Genomic DNA, 19,069 nt, shown 5'->3' with positions numbered 1-19,069 from the left:
TTCTCGAGTAAAGAAATGGGGAATTAGAATACCTATATTCAATACATTGGTTTTTTTGTCGCATCGCCGCCCGACAGCATTTTCTTTATTCTGCGAATACCAACACGACAAACTGGTCAATAAATATCTTCTTAGAAAGTATTCAACTGTAATCAAATCATACGAACTAAGGTAATAATGACGATTTCCATTGTTGCGCCTGTCTATAATGTCGCTCCTTATCTTGATCAGTTCATATCGAGTATAACCAACCAGACATATTCTGATTTTGAATTACTTCTAGTTACAGATAAACCCACTGACGCATCCGTAGAGATTTGCCAGCACTATGCCCGAGAAGATCAAAGAATTCGCGTCTTAGAACAATCCACCAACATGGGTGTGGCCAAAGCGCGCAACCGTGGGCTACAAGAAGCCCAAGGCGATTATCTTATGCTGGCGGACAGCGACGACTACTTAGCGCCTTGCGCATTGCAAGACAGCCTGAATCTCCTCACGGATTCACAAACTGATATTGCATATTGCGGGTATTGGACCGATCGCGATGGGGATATCCGGCAAAAACGTTTTCGCTTCTTCAAAGGGCGATACTCGCATAACCAAGCGGTGACAGAACACCTGAATCTCCACACGTTGTACGGGTATCCATGGGGCAAATTATTTCGCAGGGAAGTGCTCGAAGACGTTTGGAACCCAGAAGACATGTCATATGGAGAAGACGGCGTATTCAGCTATCGCGCTTTATACAACGCGGAACGAGGCGTGGCCTTCACCGACAAACCGATCTACTATTACCGCATTCGGCGAGATTCATTGACCCAACATGGGCAAGGCTTTAGGGAAAGAGATCTCGAAATACTCAAGCAGGTTCAATATGTACGCGAATGGACCAAAGACGAAAGCTTTGCGCATCCTCTTAACGTATTCGAATTCATTTCATATACAGGTATGATGCAGAAGTATCTGGCCGCCGACGCAACCGTACGCAACGAATTCACCGAAGAATTCATGACCATGAAAACCGCCTGCGACAGCACATGGAAGAGTTGCCTGTTGCATGCCAAGAACCCCGCCTTCAGACTTCGCGCGCTTCGTTATGGCTTGCGCAGGCTGGAATCGTTGCGTTAATCAGAGGCTGTGGGTGTTTTCTTGGAGACTGACAAAGAACTCAGTCTCCAAGAAAACACCCACTCCCCTATCGCTCGTCCTTAAACAGTTGAGAGATCAAGCGGCCGATGATGCAACGCTCCTGCCGTCGTGATCATCACCAGTGCAGAGGAAGCGTTCCAAGCGCTTCTGGAAAGAGAGCCAACGGGTTCTCATCTTCCTACACCACCAGCGCGTCGAGCCCAACACAAAGCCACTCAAATTGACAGTAAAACATGGAGGTGAGTAAGCTAGGCGCTTGTAGCTCCCCGCCGTCCTCCGGGACTGGCGGGGTTTATTGTACTGCAAGGAAGCATCATGGAACAGAAGAAAGTGGCAGATAGCGCCCGAATGGTTTACGTACAACGATCTGAAGCGAACATGTTCATGCCGAGGTAGTGGCATGCGGACCATCTGCGTGAGGTAACGTAGGTTGTGCCCGATAAGGGGCTATGGGTTTTTCAATACGTACACGGGCCTCTGCGAGCGCAGGTCCATGCTGCCTTGGCGGAGACGCCAATCATGCTGATTCAAGTTCCGAATCACTGGAGACAAATCGTAAAGGAATCTGCAGCGGCGGAATTTCATGCTTCCGTAACCTCTCAAGCAAATCATGCCTGATGTATGGCCATATCACCACAGCCGCTTCCGACGCATTGATTTCAGCTGCATCATTCCGGTCAAATGCAACAGCATATCTATGTTCTGATGTGAAAAAAGGAACCAAATCGTCATTCGACGAATCCGTCTGAGACGACGTCTGCACTTCCGAGGTCATCACGAATTCAAAAGGCCACGGCTTGTCGGCAACGGCATCAAGCTCAAAAGCAATAGAGATACGCGGAGATAACGTTTTATCAGATAGTTCTACCGCAATATCTCTATCACTGGTTTCTCGCATAAGGACGATTCGTTGCACTTGCATCATTGACCAGCCGTTTCTTGCGCAGGATGACAAGAATCAATGGAGAAATCACCGTCATCAAGTTTCTCGCCATCCGCATCCCCAACGCCTGTGACAACAGCCATAGAGACACCGCTGTTATCCCCATCACCAGATGAGAGAATTCCCACTATGGATCCCGGCGCTTTCGTCTCCCAGCGCACAGTCCCCCAGGCCGGCCCCATGGACCAGGTGTCTGACTCAATTACAGCGGTGCCCGGAATGACGAATTCTTTGCGAGAGTACTGACGAAGCCCCTCCGGCTTGTTCTCAGCAGGTTCAATCTTGTATTCAAGACGCGCCCCGACTTCCAAAGCATAATCGGTAAGCAGTGAAACAAGTTTGGTTTTCCCGTTCTCAATCTGTGAAACATATGCCTGCGAAACGTTCATTTCCTCCGCAAGCTGCGCTTGCGTCATGCCACGACGTTTCCTCATGGCGACGAGTTCTTCCAAAAGATCATTGCCTGCTTTATACAAGTCATAGGCAAGCTCTCGATAGTCATATAGGCTGCTGTCGACCACGTCAATCACCCACCTTTAGAAACAGTCTAGACAATATATAACTAATAGTTATATAAATCAAGTCTGGCGAGCCCATCCGTCAAGACTCCGTCGCTGATGTATAGCAATCGCACGATCAATATGCTCATTCTGAGCGGCATTAATCGCCGCATCATCGCCGCTTCGCACGTCTTTCAAATGCATATGAAGCCCGAACACACAGTCGGATAATTCTTCTGGCTCCGACTCGTATTGGCGAATCTGCTCTTTCTTCACCCCATTCAACTGCCGCACATCACGATGCCAACGAAGTTCAAAAAGCGGACACCCCTGTTGCCGTGCGCGAGCGACCGCCACGACTTCCGTACCAGGACGCGCTTTACCCGCCGACACTCGTTCAATCGCCTCTTCCACATAGGCCTCAGTCTGATACTTGCATTTTTCAAAACGTGTTGACGAAAGATTCCCCCAGCGAAGCTCCTCGTTCGCGGCTTTCTCAGCGAACCAACGTGCGATCGCGCGCGGAAGCGTCTCGCCTTCCTCGCGAGAAATGTCTTCACCAAACCAGTCATAATGAACAGGCACACCTCTAGCGCACCTGCACTGTACCTCTTGCATAAGCCCTCCCCGTCGAAGCCTTTTGCCATATCGTATACCTTGAACCAACCGTTAGCCACTGGACGTTGCCGTTGTTCGAGAATCCCAGGATAAGGACTGGCAGCACAGGAAGAATCTCCAAGAAGAACGTCCACCTCCTATCTCCCATCTTCAAATGGTTGAGGATCAGACTGCCGCCGGCGTAGCGATCTTCGCAGCCAGAGATATGAAAAGATAGAAAAACATAAACAAAGATATGAAAAGATAAACAAAGATATGAAAAGATATGAACTAGGCAAAGAGTATAGGCATCAACAGCAACAAGCGCATGTCCTTCGCAGCGAAAGATGCACCTAGAGCACTGAGTCAACCCGAACCATGGAACAAGTGTTAGAATAATCGAACATATGCGATTATGTTTGAAATACCGAACACATACAGATTGTTTGCAATATGGCTCAGCCTATCAACAAACTCACCAGCGACCGTCATAGGTCTGTTGAGTTGCTGGGACCGCACGGAGGATGTATTCACCCATACCAGGAATGGTATATGCGACTTTCCCATGTTCCGGCTGATATATCAGCCCAAGTTGTATCAACGATTCACGCACCATGGATACCTCTTTGGGTTTCTTGCCCATCGCTTCGGCCACCCGCGCCGAATCACACGGATCATCCTCACTGATTCTCGCCATCGCAGCCAGATATCTCCTACCAGACTCCTTAGCTCGTTGCCATCTCGATGTATAGAGCCCTTCATCAAGTTCCGCCCTGGCGATTGGCTCGCCCTCAAGCACAGCTTGCAAACCTGTGGGATTAGAAACGGACGCATCCCATGCGGCCCTTCCATACGCCTGAATGAAATACGGGTAGCCATGTGAAATCTCGACGAGTCTGCTGATTGCCTCGTCATCGAACGGGCGACCCATCCTCTGCGCGGGTTTTTGGAAGCCATCCGCCGTGTCCTCATCCGACAGCTGCCCGATACGCTTGTAGGAGAACAGCCGTTCCGCGTATGAGCGAGACTTCGTCAATGTTCCCGGCAAGTTGGGAAGGCCAGCACCGATGATGTAGAAAGGAAGCCCGTCCTGCCCCATTTTATGCTGTAACGCAACGAGGGCACCAAGGGGCTTGCTAGCCATCTCCTGCAGTTCGTCGATAAATAGGAACAGTCCCGAGTTCTCCTTGGCCAGTTCTTCCGAGAGTCTCCTGACGATGGCCTCCAACCGGAAGGGATTCGTACGAATCCTCTCTTCATCCGAGAGCCTCACGTTGGCACCGATACCGAGGAAGCTGAACTCTACCGAATCAATCCTCGACATCACCTCCGACAGCTTCTCGCGCAGCGCCATCGATCTCACGTTGACCGCGGCAAGAGCGATTTCGTTAAAAAGCTCGTCGTAATCGGTTTCCGCGTTCCCAGTCGCTTCCATTCGAGCTGTGACCATTCCCTGTCTCGCGGCGAGATCCTGCAGAGAAAGCAACAGCACCGTTTTCCCCATGCCCCGAAGTCCACTGAAAATAACCCCTTGGTTCATCAACTTCAGTTTCGTGCGGGCGATTATTCGACCGATGCTTTCAATGTCGGCATCACGCCCCACCAGTTCGGGAGGGCGCATACCAGCTCCAGGCATGAAAGGATTCAGAGCATCGAGAGCAACCACTACCCCACCTCCATCACATCAAGGCTTTCTAAACTAATCTATCATAATCTAAATAAATCTAATGTAATCTAAAGCAATCTAAAAACCTGGGGGCATACATTTGAAGATCACCTGCAGCTCCCTACCTCTCATCTTCAAACGGTTGGGGAATCAGGCGGCCACTGACGTAGCGCTCCTTGATGTCGCGATCGTCACCGGTGTAGATGAAACGTTCCAAACGCTCCTGGGGCGAGAGGTCCAACGGGCTCTCATCCTCGCGCACCACCAACGCGTCGAACTCATACCCCGGCTCAAACGATCCGACCTTGCCGAAGAACGAGCCCGGCACCTTGGTGGCCATATGGAACGCTTCAGACAAACGCAACGGTCTGTCCCGCTCACAACCGGCCTCGAACGTCTTCGCTTTGGACGCTTCGACCGACATGACGATATGCCGATTCATATCCGGCTCATGACTGCCGGCCACATCGCTCGCCACACACACCTTCAACCCCGCGTCCAGGTTGCGGCGCACCGGCATGATCCCGCTGGACAAGTCAAGATTGGACTGCGCGCAATGCGTAAGCCACACCTCACGCTCCCGAAGCACGTCACGCTCACGATCGGTCAACCACACGCAATGCGCCATAATCGTGCGGTTCCGCGGCATCAGACCATACCGTTCGTACACCTCGGCATATGACGGCACATCCGGATGGAGCTCACGCACCCACGCGATCTCGTCGCGGCTCTCATCCAAATGGGACTGCACCGGCAGACGATACCGCTCCACAAGCTCCCCCAGCCCTTCCATCAGCGCCTCCGTAGTGGAGGGGACGAAACGCGGCGTGACGATGAAGCCCACGTCCGGCGTGGTCTCGCGTGACTTTCTGATCAACTCCTCAGTGCCGGCGAGACTCGCCTGCGTGCTTTCGACAAGGTAGTCGGGCGCGTTACGGTCCATGTTCACCTTACCGACCACGGGTTTCAATCCGGACTGCTGGCACAGTTCCATAAGGCGCAGCGTGGATTCGTTATGGAGCGTGGCGAAAGCGCTGAATCGCAACGTGCCCGCACTCCACATCGCGGTGATGAACCTGCGATACCAATGGTCGGCCATAGCCAGGTCCGCATACTTGGACTCGGCGGGGAACGTGTATTTCTCCAGCCAGTCAAGCAGCTCATAGTCAAAGCCAAGACCGGCAAGCGGGTATTGGGGTGCGTGGACGTGCAGGTCGTTGAAACCGGGAATGATCAGGCAGCCGCTGCGGTCCACGATTGTGAGATCGGCATCGGCATACGCTTTCGGCAGGGAGCTGACGACATCGATGACCGTGCCCTCGTCATCGACCACCACGTATCCGTCTTCGAACACTTCGAAGCGATCCGGAGTGGGCGTGTGCAGAACATCGCCTTTGTAAGCGAACATCACAGGGCCTCCTTAGCGACGACGCCGGCCACGGGCATAGATGCGACGCCCGATGACGCCGGCGAAAACGTCTTCGCACCAACAGAAGCAACCATATCCGATTCCTCGGTCTCTTCCTGCTGCTTGGGCTTGGGAAGCAACAGATTCAGCACAACCGCGGTCAGCGCGCCCACGGCGGTGCCGGAGGACAGGAAATACTGCACCCAGTCGGGGAACATCTGCAAAACATCAGACGAAATACCCATGGATCCGACGGATAACGCCCGGTTTCCCGCGCACTTTCTGGCTTGGGCCTTCGGGAGGGAACATGGCTCGTCTCGGATACGATTTCAGTCGCCAAACAATGAAAACCGCGATTTGTCACTTAACCTCATAATCGCAGGTAGCGCGAGAGCCGGCCCCTAAGATACTCAGGGCGTCCGGCTCTCACTTCCATTCCCCAGCGGGGTTGGCTTGCTTCTAATATAGTAACCTTCACCGATTATCGTCCGGCTCATGACTGTCGACCACATCACTCGCCACACACCTTCAATCCCGCATCCAAATTGCGGCGCACCGACATGATGCCGCTGGACAAGTCAAGATTGACAGTCTGTAGCGAATTACTAGTGAGAGTGAGAGTAAATAGATCGCCCAATTGCAGCTCCCCATCGGACTCTGGGACCGAGGGGCTTATCATACCTTTCCGTGTATTCGAATCCAGCCTTGTCCCAACTGCTCCTAGGCGGCTGGATTCAACGGAACATACGTTCCGTGTGACCGATGATGATACGACTCGGGTTTTCATATTCTGTGTCAGATAACCGGACAGATACAGCATCAACCAGACGACTTTGAGATCGGGTTTCAGACAGGAGAATAACCACTACTTTATCCAGATATTAATAGTTCGAATTAGCTGAAATATACCTGCGGATTTAATCAGAGTTATTGTTATGGGCTATCATGTTGTAGACGCCGATAATATGGAGGTATTTACATGAAAGCATTGCAGGGATTTAAGGCCGTGGAACTCGTTGTTCCCACCGGCAAATCGACGATGACCGTCACGGATTCCGTGATCCGTTTCAACAAGGCCACTGCCGTCGAGCTCGGATACCCCACGTACGTTCGCGTGCTGGTCAACGAGAAGGAACAGCAGATCGCCGTCCAGGCATGCACCGCCAAAGACGCCAACGCCATCAAATTCAGCAAGGGCGACGGCAAGCAGGCCGGCTCCGTGAGCATCAAAACGCCTGCCGTGCTCGAAGCGGTCACGAAGTTCTTCACGCTGAGCAACCCCAGCGACGACGAGATCGACCAGCGCGTGATCAACGGCGTGAACATGCCCGACAGCAAGGCCATCGTCTTCAACGTCGCCGACGCCGAAACCAGCGTCACCAAGCGCCGCGGACGCCGCAAAGTCAGCGAATAATCATCCCCAACGGTGGTGGGCCACGCGCTTCGCATGGCCCACCACCATTTGCCACTACTCAAGCGGCAATCGGATGGTGGCCCGATCCACCAATCAGACCATCATTCCCCTCTCACATCATCGAGTCGATGGGCGAACCCCAGAACAATAAAAGATATGAGAGGAAAGAAATACGACTTCGTAGGGAAATAAAAACCACTTTCCGTATTTCATCTTTCCTCTATAGATTTATATTTCCTCTTCCACGGCGTTATCAGGTATTAAGAAGTATCACGTCACTAAAACGCCAAACGAAACTCGTTATATCCTCCGCGCCTTGGGCACCACTCCTTTCCCACAAAGCCCATCCTCATTCTTCGCGGGAATACGGGCGGAAGCGTGCTCTATAGACTTGCCAAGGCAGACTCAAATAAAGCCCCCTTTCTGTCATAAACATCCATAACCCCCTTTCATATCTGCGCATACTGGCAGAAGCCCAATTACTGCACGAAAATCGCTCCCCTCGACTATTCTCGCATTCGACACACCTCTTTCGCGATAAAGGGGGTATACTCTGTATCTTGAATATAGGGAATCAGACGAAACGAAGGAATGCTTAACAACCGATGACGCAGTCAGAGTACGGGGCGGGTCGTGGTGCGGCGTCACACAGTCAGACCGGGAGAACAGCCGATGCGCGCGAATCAGCGCCGGCCACGTTCTTCGATGGCTCATATTTTTCGGTCGACGCCGAAGGCATTCCGCAACCGACCGGCGAAAGCAAAGAACCCCGTATCAAGGATCATTCCGTACCGCAGTGGCGATATGCCTACAACGCCACGCTTGTGGTGCTCGATGCGATCATGCCGCTGATCGCATCGGCCATGATGTTCCTGTTCAATCGGGCGAACTACAACTATCTTCTGCACAACCACGACTACCCGGTCAGCAATCTGGTGGTGTTCCTGGTGCTGACATGCGTCTCATGGCTCGTGAGCCTCGCCGCGATGCACTGCTACGAGCGGCATCTTATGGGCGAGGGCTACACGCTCTACAGTAAGATCATCAGCGCGGGATTCGTCTACTTCATCATCCTGTGCACGGCGGCGTACCTGTTCAAAATCGATTTCCCACGGTCGATGAACGTGCTCGTGCCCGTACTGACCACACTGTTCACCCTGGTGGAACGCTGGTGCATGCGGATGGCGTTGCATCGCAACCGCAGAAAAGGCGAATACAACTATCCCACCATCCTCGTCGGCTCACCCGAAGGGATCCACGCGGCAATCACACGCCTACGCAAAAGCACCGGCATCGGATACAAGCCCATCGCAGTATGCCCAGTCGCCCTGGACAGCGTAGATGACGGAGGCCCCACGGCGGCGCAGCATCTCGTATCGGTGCCTTTCACACCACGGGACGAGGCGGAGGCGCGACTACGCGTGCTCGCCATGAACTCGCATCTGCCGCAGACGGCGAAACGACTCGGAGCTTCGACTGTGCTCATCGCCGACGTGCTGACACGCGAATCGGAAACCATGCGCACGCTCTCGCTTGCGGTGGAATCCATGGGTATCGAACTGGCGTTCACCACATCGGTCGCGGACCTCGGCGGATCCCTGCTGCATCTGCGCAACGACCCGACCATGCCGGTCCTCACCGCCCGGCTGCCGCAGTATTCGCAGACCACCCGCGTCATCAAACGCATATTCGACATCGTGATGTCGTCCATCGCGCTGATCGTCAGCTCGCCGGTCATGCTGTGGGTGGCGTTCAAGGTGAAGCAGGAAGACGGTGGTCCCGTGTTCTATTCGCAGCAGCGCGTCGGCATCTACGGCAAACCGTTCACCATGTACAAGTTCCGCTCCATGCGCACCGACGCGGACGAGATCAAGGCGCGGCTCGCCAAGGAGAACGGCATGGAGAACCGGTTCATCTTCAAACTCAAAGAGGATCCGCGCGTCACCAAGATCGGCAAGTTCATTCGCAAAACCTCGCTGGACGAATTTCCGCAGTTCTTCAACGTACTCAAAGGCGACATGAGTCTGGTCGGGCCGCGCCCGCCGCTGCCTGAGGAAGTCGCCCGCTATGGGACGCTCTATTCCACCCGACTGCTCGTCAAGCCGGGCATCACCGGACCATGGCAGGTCTCCGGACGAAGCGACCTCACGAAGGAGCAATCCGAATTCGCGGACGTCTCCTATATCCAGACGTGGTCCATCACCGGAGACATCGCCCTGCTGTGCAAAACGGTGATGGCGGTGCTCAGAGGCACCGGATCATACTGATCGCGGGCGGAGCGGCTATTGGCGTTTCGACGCTCTCTCGTTTGTTCATTTCGGTTTTCGGCCGGGGACAGTCCCGGCCTTTTTCTTTTCGCGACTCGTGCTTGCCTCTGATTCTTTGAGGGGCATTTCGGTGCGGAGATGCGGAGGCACAGGCATTGGGGAAAAATCGCAGGCTCCTCATTAGACCTCCGTGCGTATAATACTTATGAGTATTATACGCACGGAGGTCTAAATATGTTTGTGGGACGCGAACACGAGTTAAGGGCATTGAGACGTCAATGGGAACGTGACAACTTCCAAATGATGGTGATCCTCGGGCGCCGGCGTGTGGGGAAAACGGCCTTGTTGGACGAATTCTCGAAGAACAAACGGACCCTGTACTTCACCGCAAGCCAGCAAACCTCGACCAACAATCTACGGGACTTCTCTCGCGTCATCAACGCATTCTTCAATCAGCCCTCTGCCACTCCGCAGTTTTCGACATGGGGCGACGCGTTCGATTACGTCATCGCAAAAGCCAAAGCACAGCCAAGAGAACGGATTCTCCTCGTTTTCGACGAATTCCCCTATGCGGCTCTGAGCGAGCAATCACTGCCTTCCACCCTGCAGATTGCCATCGACCATGGTTTCAACGACACCAACGTCATGATGGTGTTATGCGGCAGCAACGAAGGCTTCATGGAAAGCGAGGTGTTGGGCTACAAAAGTCCTCTGTATGGCAGGCGAACCGGGCAGATCCGCCTCAAACCATTCAACGCCTTTGAAGCCGCACATATGCTGGAGTTCGCCTCCACCGAAGATAAAGTGCGATACTACGCCACGTTTGGCGGCACTCCGTATTATCTCAAGCAGATCCGCCCCGATTTGAGCTTCGAACAGAACGTCACCGAACTCATGTTCGATACCAGCGGACTGCTGTATGAAGAACCCCTGATGCTCCTTAGACAGGAGCTACGAGACCCAACGGTATACAACTCAGTGATGAACGCCATCGGAGCAGGAGCCACCAGGCAAAACGTCATCGCGGACCAAGCGGGTGTCTCCCCCGCCAGCGCGGTCAGCAAATATCTCAAAGTCTTGGAGGATCTTGGACTCATCGAACGACAGGTGCCTTTCGGAGAGGATCCTTCGCGATCCCGTAAGGGGCTGTGGCGGATCCGCGACCCCTTCTTCGCATTCTGGCACCGATTTGTCGGGCCTCATATGGCAAGCATAGAAAACGGCACCGGCGAGACGGCGGCCAGAACGGCGGTGTTCGGGCCGGCTCTCGACACGTACGTCGGACAGCAGTTTGAAACGATATGTCAACAGTGGATCACGCGTGCGAACGGCGAAGGAGACTTGCCTTTCCTCGCATCCGAATTCGGCAAATGGTGGGGCGGAGACCCGCGCACGCGCGAACAGGCCGATATCGACGTCATCGCTGCCAATCGCAGTGAAGGGAGGCTCCTGCTCGGCGAATGTAAATGGAAGAACAGCCTGAACGTCGCGGATACTATCGCCACACTACGGTCGCGCTCCCACCTGATTGCCGGTTTCAATGAGCGCAGCTATGCGTTGTTCCTCAAAACCGAGGAGCTCGCCGAGACCGCGCGGCAAAGGAATGAAGCCGATCTACTCGTCATCTCAGCCGAAATCATGTTCGGCGGCGACGCGGGCACAGCATCGAACGCATAAGCATGACGTGCGGGCGCGGCGGCTAGCGGTAAAGGTCTTGGGACGAAAGGAATTCGACTTTGCCCGCGTATTTGCTTCGCGTCGCTTCGGAGACTTCAACCTTGCTGAAGAACATGAAATATGTGGTGTCGTAGCCGGAGATAAGTCGCCCTCGACTCTGTAAATAGCATACTTATAAGTATCCTACTCGTAAGTATGTTATTTGCATGCTTACGGGTCTCTTGTATGCAAGCAATCGGTGCAAAGGAGCGATAGGCCACTCAAACGCTGCGGGAGCTTTATCCCGCGCGCTGTAGTCAGGGAAAATCGCACGGTGTCCTAATACGGCATGGGCTGCAACTTGAGCATTCCGGTCGCGCGGCCATATAAAGGCGACTTCGTCCATGCAGCCTATGAATGACATATATCAAATCACGTTTCATCAAATTACGATTTGATAGGTTTTCAAGCGAAAGTAGAGCCGTTGACGTTTGATTGGTTCTCAGCGTGGAAGGGTCGGCGTATGCTGACGATTCATCCACGCTGAGGGGCATGTAAGCGTGGATGAATTGTTACATACTGTCGACTCATCCATGGTGAATGTGGTGAGCGTGGATGAATGGCTAGTAACTGTCAATCCGTCCACGTTAACGAGGCCGTCACCGTGGATGAATGGTCACTAACTGACAACCCATCCACACTGACGAGCGTTACCGTGGACGAACAGTCAGCAACCATCAATCCATCCACACTGACACAGACGCTACCGTGGACGAACGGTCAGTAACTGACAATCCATCCACGCTGGGGGAATATGAGCGTGGATGACATGACAGTAGCTATCGAAGCATCCACTCCAACATAACCAGACCAGGCGCAATCAGACCGAAACCGGATGGGAACGGACCGGGCCCAAACGCAATCAGACAGGATTGGACGGAAACCGACGGGACGGAAACGGACCAGGCGCAATCAGACCGGAATCAAACGGAACCGGACAGAACGAACCGTAACCAGACGGAACCATCAAAACGGAACCGGACGCAATCAGACAGGATCGGACGGGAACGGATGGAAACCGGACGGGACCGGAACCAAACGGATGGGCACAGGTGGGCGTAAAGTGTTCGCGTCGCCGCAAGCCTAGACAGGGCGCGCCGACGGCAGGAAGAAGATGCAGAACGAATGGCCGGAGCCGTAAGCACAACACGCCGTAACGCAGTGCTGACCCAAGAGGACTCGTATAAGAACGGACACCTCACAAGGGCCGCCTTCATCTCCATCGCCATATTGACCTTCATCACCTTTGTCGGCAATTTCACGCAATTGCAGTTGAGCGCCGCCCTGCCAACCATCGTCTCCGAATTCGGCATCTCCGTGACCACCGGGCAATGGCTCACCTCCATCTTCCAGCTCGTGATGGGCGTGATGGTGCCGCTGACCGCGTTCCTCACCCGGCGGTTCTCCACACGCCAGATCGTCATCGCGTCCATGGCGGTGTTCACCATCGGATCGCTGCTGGCGTGGCTCGGATCGTCCTTCGTGCTGGTGCTGCTCGGGCGACTGCTCGAGGCGGTCGGCACCGGCGTGATGTGGCCGGTTCTGCAGATCACCGTCTTCTCCATCTATCCGCTGTCGCGGCGCGGCATGGCCATGGGCACGGTCGGCATGGCCATGAGCGTGGCACCCGCCATCGGACCGACCATCGGCGGATGGCAGACCGACATGAACGGTTGGCGCTCCATCTTCCTGACGCTCACCGTTATCGGCGCCATTTCCTTGATTGTGGCCGCGCTCTGGCTGCGCAACTTCGGCGCGAACGATAAGGATGCCAAAGCGGACTTCTTCTCCGTGGGCCTGTCGATTTTCGGATTCGGCGGGCTGATGTTCGGATTCACGAACATCGAATCCTATGCGTTCACGCATCCGATGGTGTGGGTGCCCATGATCATCGGGTTGGGCGGCATCGTATGGTTCGTGATGCGACAGGTGCGTGGGGCACGGCGTTTCAAGGAGGCGGCACAGTTCGTGGCGCGAGCCAAAATGGGCGTCGCCGCCGGCGAGGGCACGGCGCCCAGCGCCGAAGCCATCGCGCGGGCCAAAGCCACTCAGCCGCCCCTGTTGGATCTGGGCGTGCTCAAGAACCGATCGTTCACCATCGGCACGCTATGCGCGTCGCTGTCGTTTTTCGCGTTCAGTTCGATTATGGTGATCATGCCGCTGTACATTCAAGACGACCGAGGATATTCGGCTACCATGAGCGGCCTTATCATGCTGCCCGGCGCACTCGGACAGGCCATCTCACAGTTTCTCGGCGGCAAAACGCTCGACCGTCTCGGCGCGCGACCAGTGGCGCTGATCGGGTCGATCACCTTGCTGTTCGGAACCGCCATGATGAGCACCATCAGCGCGGATTCGTGAATCTGGTGGGTGTCGATCTGGCAGTTCGTGCGGCAGATCGGCATGGGCTTCGTGCTGATGCCCATCACCACATGGTCGTTGAACTGCCTGGAGCCTTCGGAGGTGTCGGCAGGGTCGGCCGTGACCAATACGGCGAGGCAGATCGCGGGTGCCGTGGGCGCGCCCGTGCTGGTGATTCTTATGGAGACGTTCACCGACATGCGTCATGCGGCGCTGGGTGGCGGAGCGGAAACCTATGCGGCCGCGAACATCTTCGGAGTGCAATGGGCGCTGCGCATCAGCGCTTTTCTGGTGTTGTGCATGGTGGCGCTTGTGCTGTTCGGCGTCAAGGGCGACGGTGCCGGTTCGACGCGCGACGTGACCCAGCGCGCCTTGGCCCGCGCCCGCGCCCAACACGAAGCGCACCGCGGCAAATAACCCACTTCCCCGCTCTCCTCGCCCTCCGACAGGACGGGGTTCGGGTTTGGTGTGTCCGAATTGGGAGAGAAGGCGTTTTCCCCACACCAAACTCGAGAATCAAACGTTTTACCCACGCACCTCTTCGAAGCCGGACACACCAAACTCGATATCACTGCGTGCGCAACGCCAAAAGGGCAAAGCTGACGAGCAGGGGGAGCGAACCTCACAGACAAGATCCGAACTCCATGGGCAGGATTCAGAAAACGACGTCTGCAAGATTTGGGAAAATACGGGTTATGAGAGTTTGAGGAATAGCGGTTGCGGGCACAACCGAAATTTACGAAACGCGTGGGTGGGCGACTCTGACGAGTTATTCTCCGCATGGAGAACGCACGGATAGAAATAACAAGACAGAGCCAAACGAACCCCCTCCGGACATCGAATCGCTGGCGAGCAAAGCGCTGGCTCCAATAGGAGACAGCGCTTCAGGATTCGGGAACGGGCTGGCCGGGGCAGGAGTGGAGCACGGCGAGCATGGCGTCCTTCTCCTTGGAGGTGACGGTGAGCTGGTATTTGGCTTTGACGCCGATCTGGCGGGCCACGTACGAGCAGCGGTAATCGCCGTTCGTCGGCAGCCAGTAGGCGGCCGACGCGGAGCCCTTATCCTGGTTGGCGGCGCCGTCCACCGGCAGCAGGTTGTATGGATCGTTGCCGAAACGATACCGTTCGGCGGTGGTCCAATCGCGTGCGCCGGACTGCCACGCGTTCGCCAAGGCCACCACATGGTCGATCTGCACCAGCGCGCTTGTGTCGACGCCGCGCACAAACTGGATCATTTCGCCGGTGTAAGGGTCGTCAAGCGTGCCGGACTGCACCTGGCAACCGCCCGGATACGTGTAGACCACGTCGGTCAGATCGCGCGCCAGCACATCCTCACGCACGTCGCAGCCGTTGCCGTCGTCGTCGGTTTCACGGAAGCCGAACAGATCGCGGTCGTAGCCGGACGAGTCGGGATCGTCATCCACGGTGAGCGTGGCGAGCGTGTCAGCGGCATCGCCGGTGGCCGTATATCCGCCGGTGATTTTGGACACGGTAGGGCTGAACATCGGCAGTCCCAGACCGATGCTGACGCCTGCCATCGCGGCAATCACCAGCAGGATCAGCACGCGTTCCAAAGGATTCGACGCGTTGAAACGACGCTTCCTGAAATGCGTTCTACGCGCCATCATGCCTCCACATCCACTGCATGGCACACCCGAACCCAGGACTGTCCGACAGCATCATCTGACGCACGCCTCCTCATGACGCGTCCGTCGCATGGGCGTACCCACCACATGACGCCCCACCGTGTGGCGCATTCGTCGTCACGCATAGGTGAAGGTGAGCGGGTCGTGGCCGGCGCGGGTGGGTCCGTCGAGCGCGTCGATCGCGGCGTGCTCGTCGGCGGTGAGCGCGAAGGAGAACAAGTCGAGGTTCTCACGCTGTCGTTCGGCGTGCACGGATTTGGGGATGATGATCGTGCCGTTCTCCACATGCCAGCGCAGAATCACCTGTGCCGGGGAGACGCCGTGCGCTTCGGCGATGCGTTCGATCGCGCCGTCGCCGGCCGCCAGATCCGCGCCGCGGGCCATCGGGGAATACGCCTCCACCGCGATGCCGTGCTCCTTGCAGAAGGCGACCACGCTGCGCTGCTGCCAGGTGGGATGCAGTTCAATCTGGTTCACGGTGGGCCATTCGCCGGTCTCATCATGCAGGCGTTCAAGATGTTCGGGCAGGAAGTTGCATACGCCAAGCGTGCGCACGCGGCCTTCCTCACGCAGGCGCGCGAAAGCCTTCCATGTTTCGCCGCTGCGCCAGTCGAAGGGGGTGGGCCAATGCAGCATGTACATATCCACGTAGTCGAGCCGCAGCAGGCTCAGGGAGTCGTCGAAGGCTTTGAGGGCCGAATCGTAGCCCTGCTGCGAGTCGCGCAGCTTGGTGGTGACCCACAGGCTCCGTCGGGCTTCGCCGGCGTTGTAGCCGGTGGAGGCGAGCGCGCGGCCCACGCCGGCCTCGTTGTTGTATCCGGCGGCGCCGTCGATATGCCGGTAGCCGGCTTCCAAAGCGCTCTCGATGACGGGCACCACGCCTTCGTCGTCGATGCGCAACACGCCAAGGCCGATCTGTGGGATCCGATTGCCGTCGGAGAGCTCGATGGACGGGATGGCGGGGGCGGTCGCTGCGGTCTGGTCGTCGGTCATGGTTCCTCCTTCGATGCTGTGTTCAGAGTACGTCCCGCACGCGATATGCGCACGCCTTCGACCCGCCCACGCGCGGCCGCCTGTCTGCGCAGTATCGCCGGCATACCCACCTGGTCTCGCACCCGCCCGCGCACGGCCGCCTGCCACGGCCCCGTCCGGACTCACGCAGTCCGGACCTCGGCCCCGCCCGTGCGCGGCTGCCCGCCCTCTCTCCCCTGCCCCGCGCGGCCGATATCCGTTTCGCTTGCCGAATATTCGGCAACATACGATAAGACGCCGCGTGACGAACCCGTCCGAAACGGCTAGGATGGTCATGTTCCCCGTTGAGCGTTTGAGAGGAAGAGCGATGGCGGGACTGTTTCAGGCGGTTTCGAAACACAGCAACCCGTTGGGCAATCGCGTGCAGCCGCGTGGCACCGGTCGGTATACGTTTGGCCTGGCGCTCAGCGCCGGTCTGGCCGGTCTGCTCTACGGATACGACACTGTGTCGATCTCCGGCGCGATTGATTTTCTGCAGCACCGTTATCACCTGTCCACCATGCTGCAGGGACTGGTGATCTCGTCGATTATGATCGGCGGCGTGTTCGGCGCGGCGATGGCGGGTTTCCTGTCCGATAGGTTCGGCCGACGCCGCATCCTGCTGGCCGGCGCGGCCTTCTTCTTCGTGGCGGCGTTGTGGAGCGCGTTCACGTTCTCGCCGTTCGATCTCATCATCGCGCGCATCGTCGGCGGCGTGGGCATCGGTTTGGCGACCGCGTTGGCGGTGACCTACATCACGGAGTCGGCCCCCACCAGCATTCGCGGAACACTGGCGTTCTCGTTCCAGCTGTTGGCCATCTGCGGCATCTTCCTGACGAATGTGATCAACTATTTCATCGCCGAGAACGGCTCCCTGTTTTGGAATGTGGAGTGGGGCTGGCGTTGGATGCTGGGCCTCGGCGCGGTGCCGGCGGCCGTGTTCTTCATCGCGATGCTGGTCGTGCCGGAATCCCCGCGCTTCCTAATCCAGCAGGGCCGTGAGGATGAGGGTTTCCAAGTGCTGGAGCATATTCTCGGCACCACGCGCGCCCGCGAGCAGGTGGAGGTCATCCACGAGTCGGTGGTGCGTGAGCGCGAGCTCAACGCCTCCTTCCTCGACCTGTTCCGCCCCGGCCTGCGCAAGGCGTTGGGAATCGGCATTTTTCTGGCGATCGGCAACCAGCTCGTCGGCATGAACGCGATCTCCTACTATGGTCCGACGATGTTCAAACATCTGGGCTTCGGCGACAACACCGAGTTTTTGGCGGCCTCCTGCGTGGGCGGTGTGGAGCTGGTGTTCACCGTGATCGGCATGTATCTGATCGACGCGGTGGGACGCAAACGCCTGATGGCGATCGGTTCGGCTCTGATGGCCGTATTCGCGCTGCTGATCAGCTACGCGTATCTGATCGGCGACCAGACGCTCACGCTGGTGGCCGTGATGCTGTTCACCGCGTCGTTCGCGTTCTCGATGGGGCCGATTCCGTGGATCATGATTCCCGAATTGTTCCCCACATTCCTGCGCGGGCGCGCCACCGGCATCTGCACGGCGTTCCTGCTGGCCACGAATTGGGCCATCGGCCAGTTCACGCCGCTGATGTTCGAACGTTGGGGAGGCAGGGGCACGTTCTTCCTGTTCGCCATCTGCAACCTGATCTGCCTGATCGGCGTGATCACATTGGTTCCGGAGACGATGGACCGCATGTTGGAGGATATCGAATACGATTGGCAGCCGCGCACGCCCATGGCTTCGGCCCGCATGGCGTTGGCGTCCGCCGGCGCGCAGATCCGTTGGGCGGAGATCACGCTGGCGCGTGTGGAGAACGAACGCATGCAGGCGATGGGTGTGATCGAGCAGGCCGAACGCGAGCGCGTCCGCGCGCATAAGCAGCTGTTCGAATTGGAAAATCAGGCGGCCGAATGGGCCAATGCGAGGGAGACGGCACGCCTGGCCGAAGAGGAGCGCTGGCATGCCGAGCGTGTGGCGCATACGGTGAATGCGGCGATCGTCGAACCGAAACTGCATCACGGGACCGAGCGGTCTAACGACGATTCCTCCACCATGGAGGTGGACGAGAACGTGGTGGACGCCGCCACGATTTCGATCGACGTGGAACGCTTGGCCGAAGCCGAAGCCGCCTTGGAGATCCTCCGCAAGGCCAAGGAGTCGTCCACCTCGCAGGAGAGCGACGAACCGGAGCAGAGCGCCGAGGACCGCGCCCGCGAGGACCGGGCCATCGACACCGTGCTCGACTTCCTCGACACACTCATCGTCAATAAGAAGCAGTAGGGGTTCGCGCCATCCTGTGAAGATGCTTCGACTCCGCTACGCTCCGCTCAGCATGACGAATAACCATTTTCTGCCGTCATCCTGAGTGGAGGGCACAGGCC

15 protein-coding genes are annotated in these 19,069 nt (G+C 56.7%); 7 read left to right on the top strand and 8 right to left on the bottom strand.

What is annotated here, in order from left to right; translation table 11 throughout:
* Nucleotides 1–177 precede the first annotated feature (177 nt).
* Complete coding sequence (locus BE0216_RS09545; protein ID WP_094637277.1) at nt 178–1,128, top strand: glycosyltransferase family 2 protein; 951 nt, start codon at nt 178–180, stop codon at nt 1,126–1,128.
* 538 nt (nt 1,129–1,666) lie between these two features.
* Here BE0216_RS09545 and BE0216_RS09540 read toward each other — a convergent pair.
* From BE0216_RS09540 to BE0216_RS09515, 6 genes are all read right to left on the bottom strand, one after another.
* Nucleotides 1,667–2,074: a hypothetical protein gene (locus BE0216_RS09540; protein WP_094637276.1), complete on the bottom strand. Its 408-nt coding sequence runs from the start codon at nt 2,072–2,074 to the stop codon at nt 1,667–1,669.
* On the bottom strand, nt 2,071–2,622 hold the full coding sequence (locus BE0216_RS09535) for a helix-turn-helix transcriptional regulator (RefSeq protein WP_226805766.1): 552 nt from the start codon (nt 2,620–2,622) through the stop codon (nt 2,071–2,073). Before BE0216_RS09535 ends, BE0216_RS09540 begins: the two co-directional genes overlap by 4 nt.
* Before the next feature lie 48 nt (nt 2,623–2,670).
* The gene (locus BE0216_RS09530; RefSeq protein ID WP_143249324.1) at nt 2,671–3,177 is read right to left on the bottom strand and encodes a hypothetical protein; all 507 of its coding nucleotides are present in this window, start codon (nt 3,175–3,177) and stop codon (nt 2,671–2,673) included.
* Between the two features lie 487 nt (nt 3,178–3,664).
* Complete coding sequence (locus BE0216_RS09525; RefSeq protein WP_226805765.1) at nt 3,665–4,855, bottom strand: ATP-binding protein; 1,191 nt, start codon at nt 4,853–4,855, stop codon at nt 3,665–3,667.
* Between the two features lie 121 nt (nt 4,856–4,976).
* The gene (locus tag BE0216_RS09520) at nt 4,977–6,263 is read right to left on the bottom strand and encodes an amidohydrolase family protein (RefSeq protein WP_094637274.1); all 1,287 of its coding nucleotides are present in this window, start codon (nt 6,261–6,263) and stop codon (nt 4,977–4,979) included.
* On the bottom strand, nt 6,263–6,508 hold the full coding sequence (locus tag BE0216_RS09515) for a hypothetical protein (protein ID WP_094637273.1): 246 nt from the start codon (nt 6,506–6,508) through the stop codon (nt 6,263–6,265). The genes BE0216_RS09520 and BE0216_RS09515 overlap by 1 nt, the downstream gene beginning before the upstream one ends.
* Nucleotides 6,509–7,242: 734 nt before the next feature.
* On the opposite strand from BE0216_RS09515, the gene BE0216_RS09510 reads away from it, so the two are divergent.
* The 5 genes from BE0216_RS09510 to BE0216_RS12240 all read left to right on the top strand — a co-directional run bounded on the left by BE0216_RS09510 (nt 7,243) and on the right by BE0216_RS12240 (nt 14,438).
* Nucleotides 7,243–7,677 carry a hypothetical protein gene (locus tag BE0216_RS09510; protein WP_094637272.1) on the top strand — a complete coding sequence of 145 codons (435 nt, stop codon included), beginning with the start codon at nt 7,243–7,245 and terminating at the stop codon, nt 7,675–7,677.
* 605 nt (nt 7,678–8,282) lie between these two features.
* Nucleotides 8,283–9,944, top strand: a complete 1,662-nt coding sequence (locus BE0216_RS09505; protein WP_094637271.1) for a sugar transferase — start codon at nt 8,283–8,285, stop codon at nt 9,942–9,944.
* A 234-nt stretch (nt 9,945–10,178) separates the two neighbouring features.
* Nucleotides 10,179–11,621: an ATP-binding protein gene (locus tag BE0216_RS09500; RefSeq protein WP_094637270.1), complete on the top strand. Its 1,443-nt coding sequence runs from the start codon at nt 10,179–10,181 to the stop codon at nt 11,619–11,621.
* A gap of 1,164 nt (nt 11,622–12,785) precedes the next feature.
* The gene (locus tag BE0216_RS09495; RefSeq protein ID WP_404801814.1) at nt 12,786–14,021 is read left to right on the top strand and encodes an MFS transporter; all 1,236 of its coding nucleotides are present in this window, start codon (nt 12,786–12,788) and stop codon (nt 14,019–14,021) included.
* Nucleotides 14,022–14,030: 9 nt separating this feature from the next.
* Nucleotides 14,031–14,438, top strand: coding sequence for an MFS transporter (locus BE0216_RS12240; RefSeq protein ID WP_404801813.1), 408 nt, complete (start codon nt 14,031–14,033; stop codon nt 14,436–14,438).
* Between the two features lie 467 nt (nt 14,439–14,905).
* On the opposite strand, the gene BE0216_RS09490 is transcribed toward BE0216_RS12240, so the two are convergent.
* On the bottom strand, nt 14,906–15,646 hold the full coding sequence (locus BE0216_RS09490; RefSeq protein WP_169714285.1) for an HNH endonuclease family protein: 741 nt from the start codon (nt 15,644–15,646) through the stop codon (nt 14,906–14,908).
* A gap of 138 nt (nt 15,647–15,784) precedes the next feature.
* Complete coding sequence (locus tag BE0216_RS09485; protein WP_094637269.1) at nt 15,785–16,660, bottom strand: aldo/keto reductase; 876 nt, start codon at nt 16,658–16,660, stop codon at nt 15,785–15,787.
* 346 nt (nt 16,661–17,006) lie between these two features.
* On the opposite strand from BE0216_RS09485, the gene BE0216_RS09480 reads away from it, so the two are divergent.
* Complete coding sequence (locus tag BE0216_RS09480; protein ID WP_094637268.1) at nt 17,007–18,968, top strand: sugar porter family MFS transporter; 1,962 nt, start codon at nt 17,007–17,009, stop codon at nt 18,966–18,968.
* Nucleotides 18,969–19,069 lie beyond the last annotated feature (101 nt).

The sequence above is a fragment of the Bifidobacterium eulemuris genome (assembly GCF_014898155.1).
In the GTDB taxonomy this organism is placed as follows: Bacteria; Actinomycetota; Actinomycetes; order Actinomycetales; family Bifidobacteriaceae; genus Bifidobacterium; species Bifidobacterium eulemuris.
This window is presented reverse-complemented; position numbering and strand designations above follow the sequence as displayed.

What these genes read in the sequence shown, in the direction of transcription:
- BE0216_RS09545 (WP_094637277.1), top strand. Translation starts at nt 178, where the DNA reads ATGACGATTTCCATTGTTGCGCCTGTCTATAATGTCGCTCCTTATCTT.
- BE0216_RS09540 (WP_094637276.1), bottom strand. Translation starts at nt 2,074, where the DNA reads ATGATGCAAGTGCAACGAATCGTCCTTATGCGAGAAACCAGTGATAGA.
- BE0216_RS09520 (WP_094637274.1), bottom strand. Translation starts at nt 6,263, where the DNA reads ATGTTCGCTTACAAAGGCGATGTTCTGCACACGCCCACTCCGGATCGC.
- BE0216_RS09515 (WP_094637273.1), bottom strand. Translation starts at nt 6,508, where the DNA reads ATGGGTATTTCGTCTGATGTTTTGCAGATGTTCCCCGACTGGGTGCAG.
- BE0216_RS09510 (WP_094637272.1), top strand. Translation starts at nt 7,243, where the DNA reads ATGAAAGCATTGCAGGGATTTAAGGCCGTGGAACTCGTTGTTCCCACC.
- BE0216_RS09505 (WP_094637271.1), top strand. Translation starts at nt 8,283, where the DNA reads ATGACGCAGTCAGAGTACGGGGCGGGTCGTGGTGCGGCGTCACACAGT.
- BE0216_RS09500 (WP_094637270.1), top strand. Translation starts at nt 10,179, where the DNA reads ATGTTTGTGGGACGCGAACACGAGTTAAGGGCATTGAGACGTCAATGG.
- BE0216_RS09495 (WP_404801814.1), top strand. Translation starts at nt 12,786, where the DNA reads ATGGCCGGAGCCGTAAGCACAACACGCCGTAACGCAGTGCTGACCCAA.
- BE0216_RS09490 (WP_169714285.1), bottom strand. Translation starts at nt 15,646, where the DNA reads ATGGCGCGTAGAACGCATTTCAGGAAGCGTCGTTTCAACGCGTCGAAT.
- BE0216_RS09485 (WP_094637269.1), bottom strand. Translation starts at nt 16,660, where the DNA reads ATGACCGACGACCAGACCGCAGCGACCGCCCCCGCCATCCCGTCCATC.
- BE0216_RS09480 (WP_094637268.1), top strand. Translation starts at nt 17,007, where the DNA reads ATGGCGGGACTGTTTCAGGCGGTTTCGAAACACAGCAACCCGTTGGGC.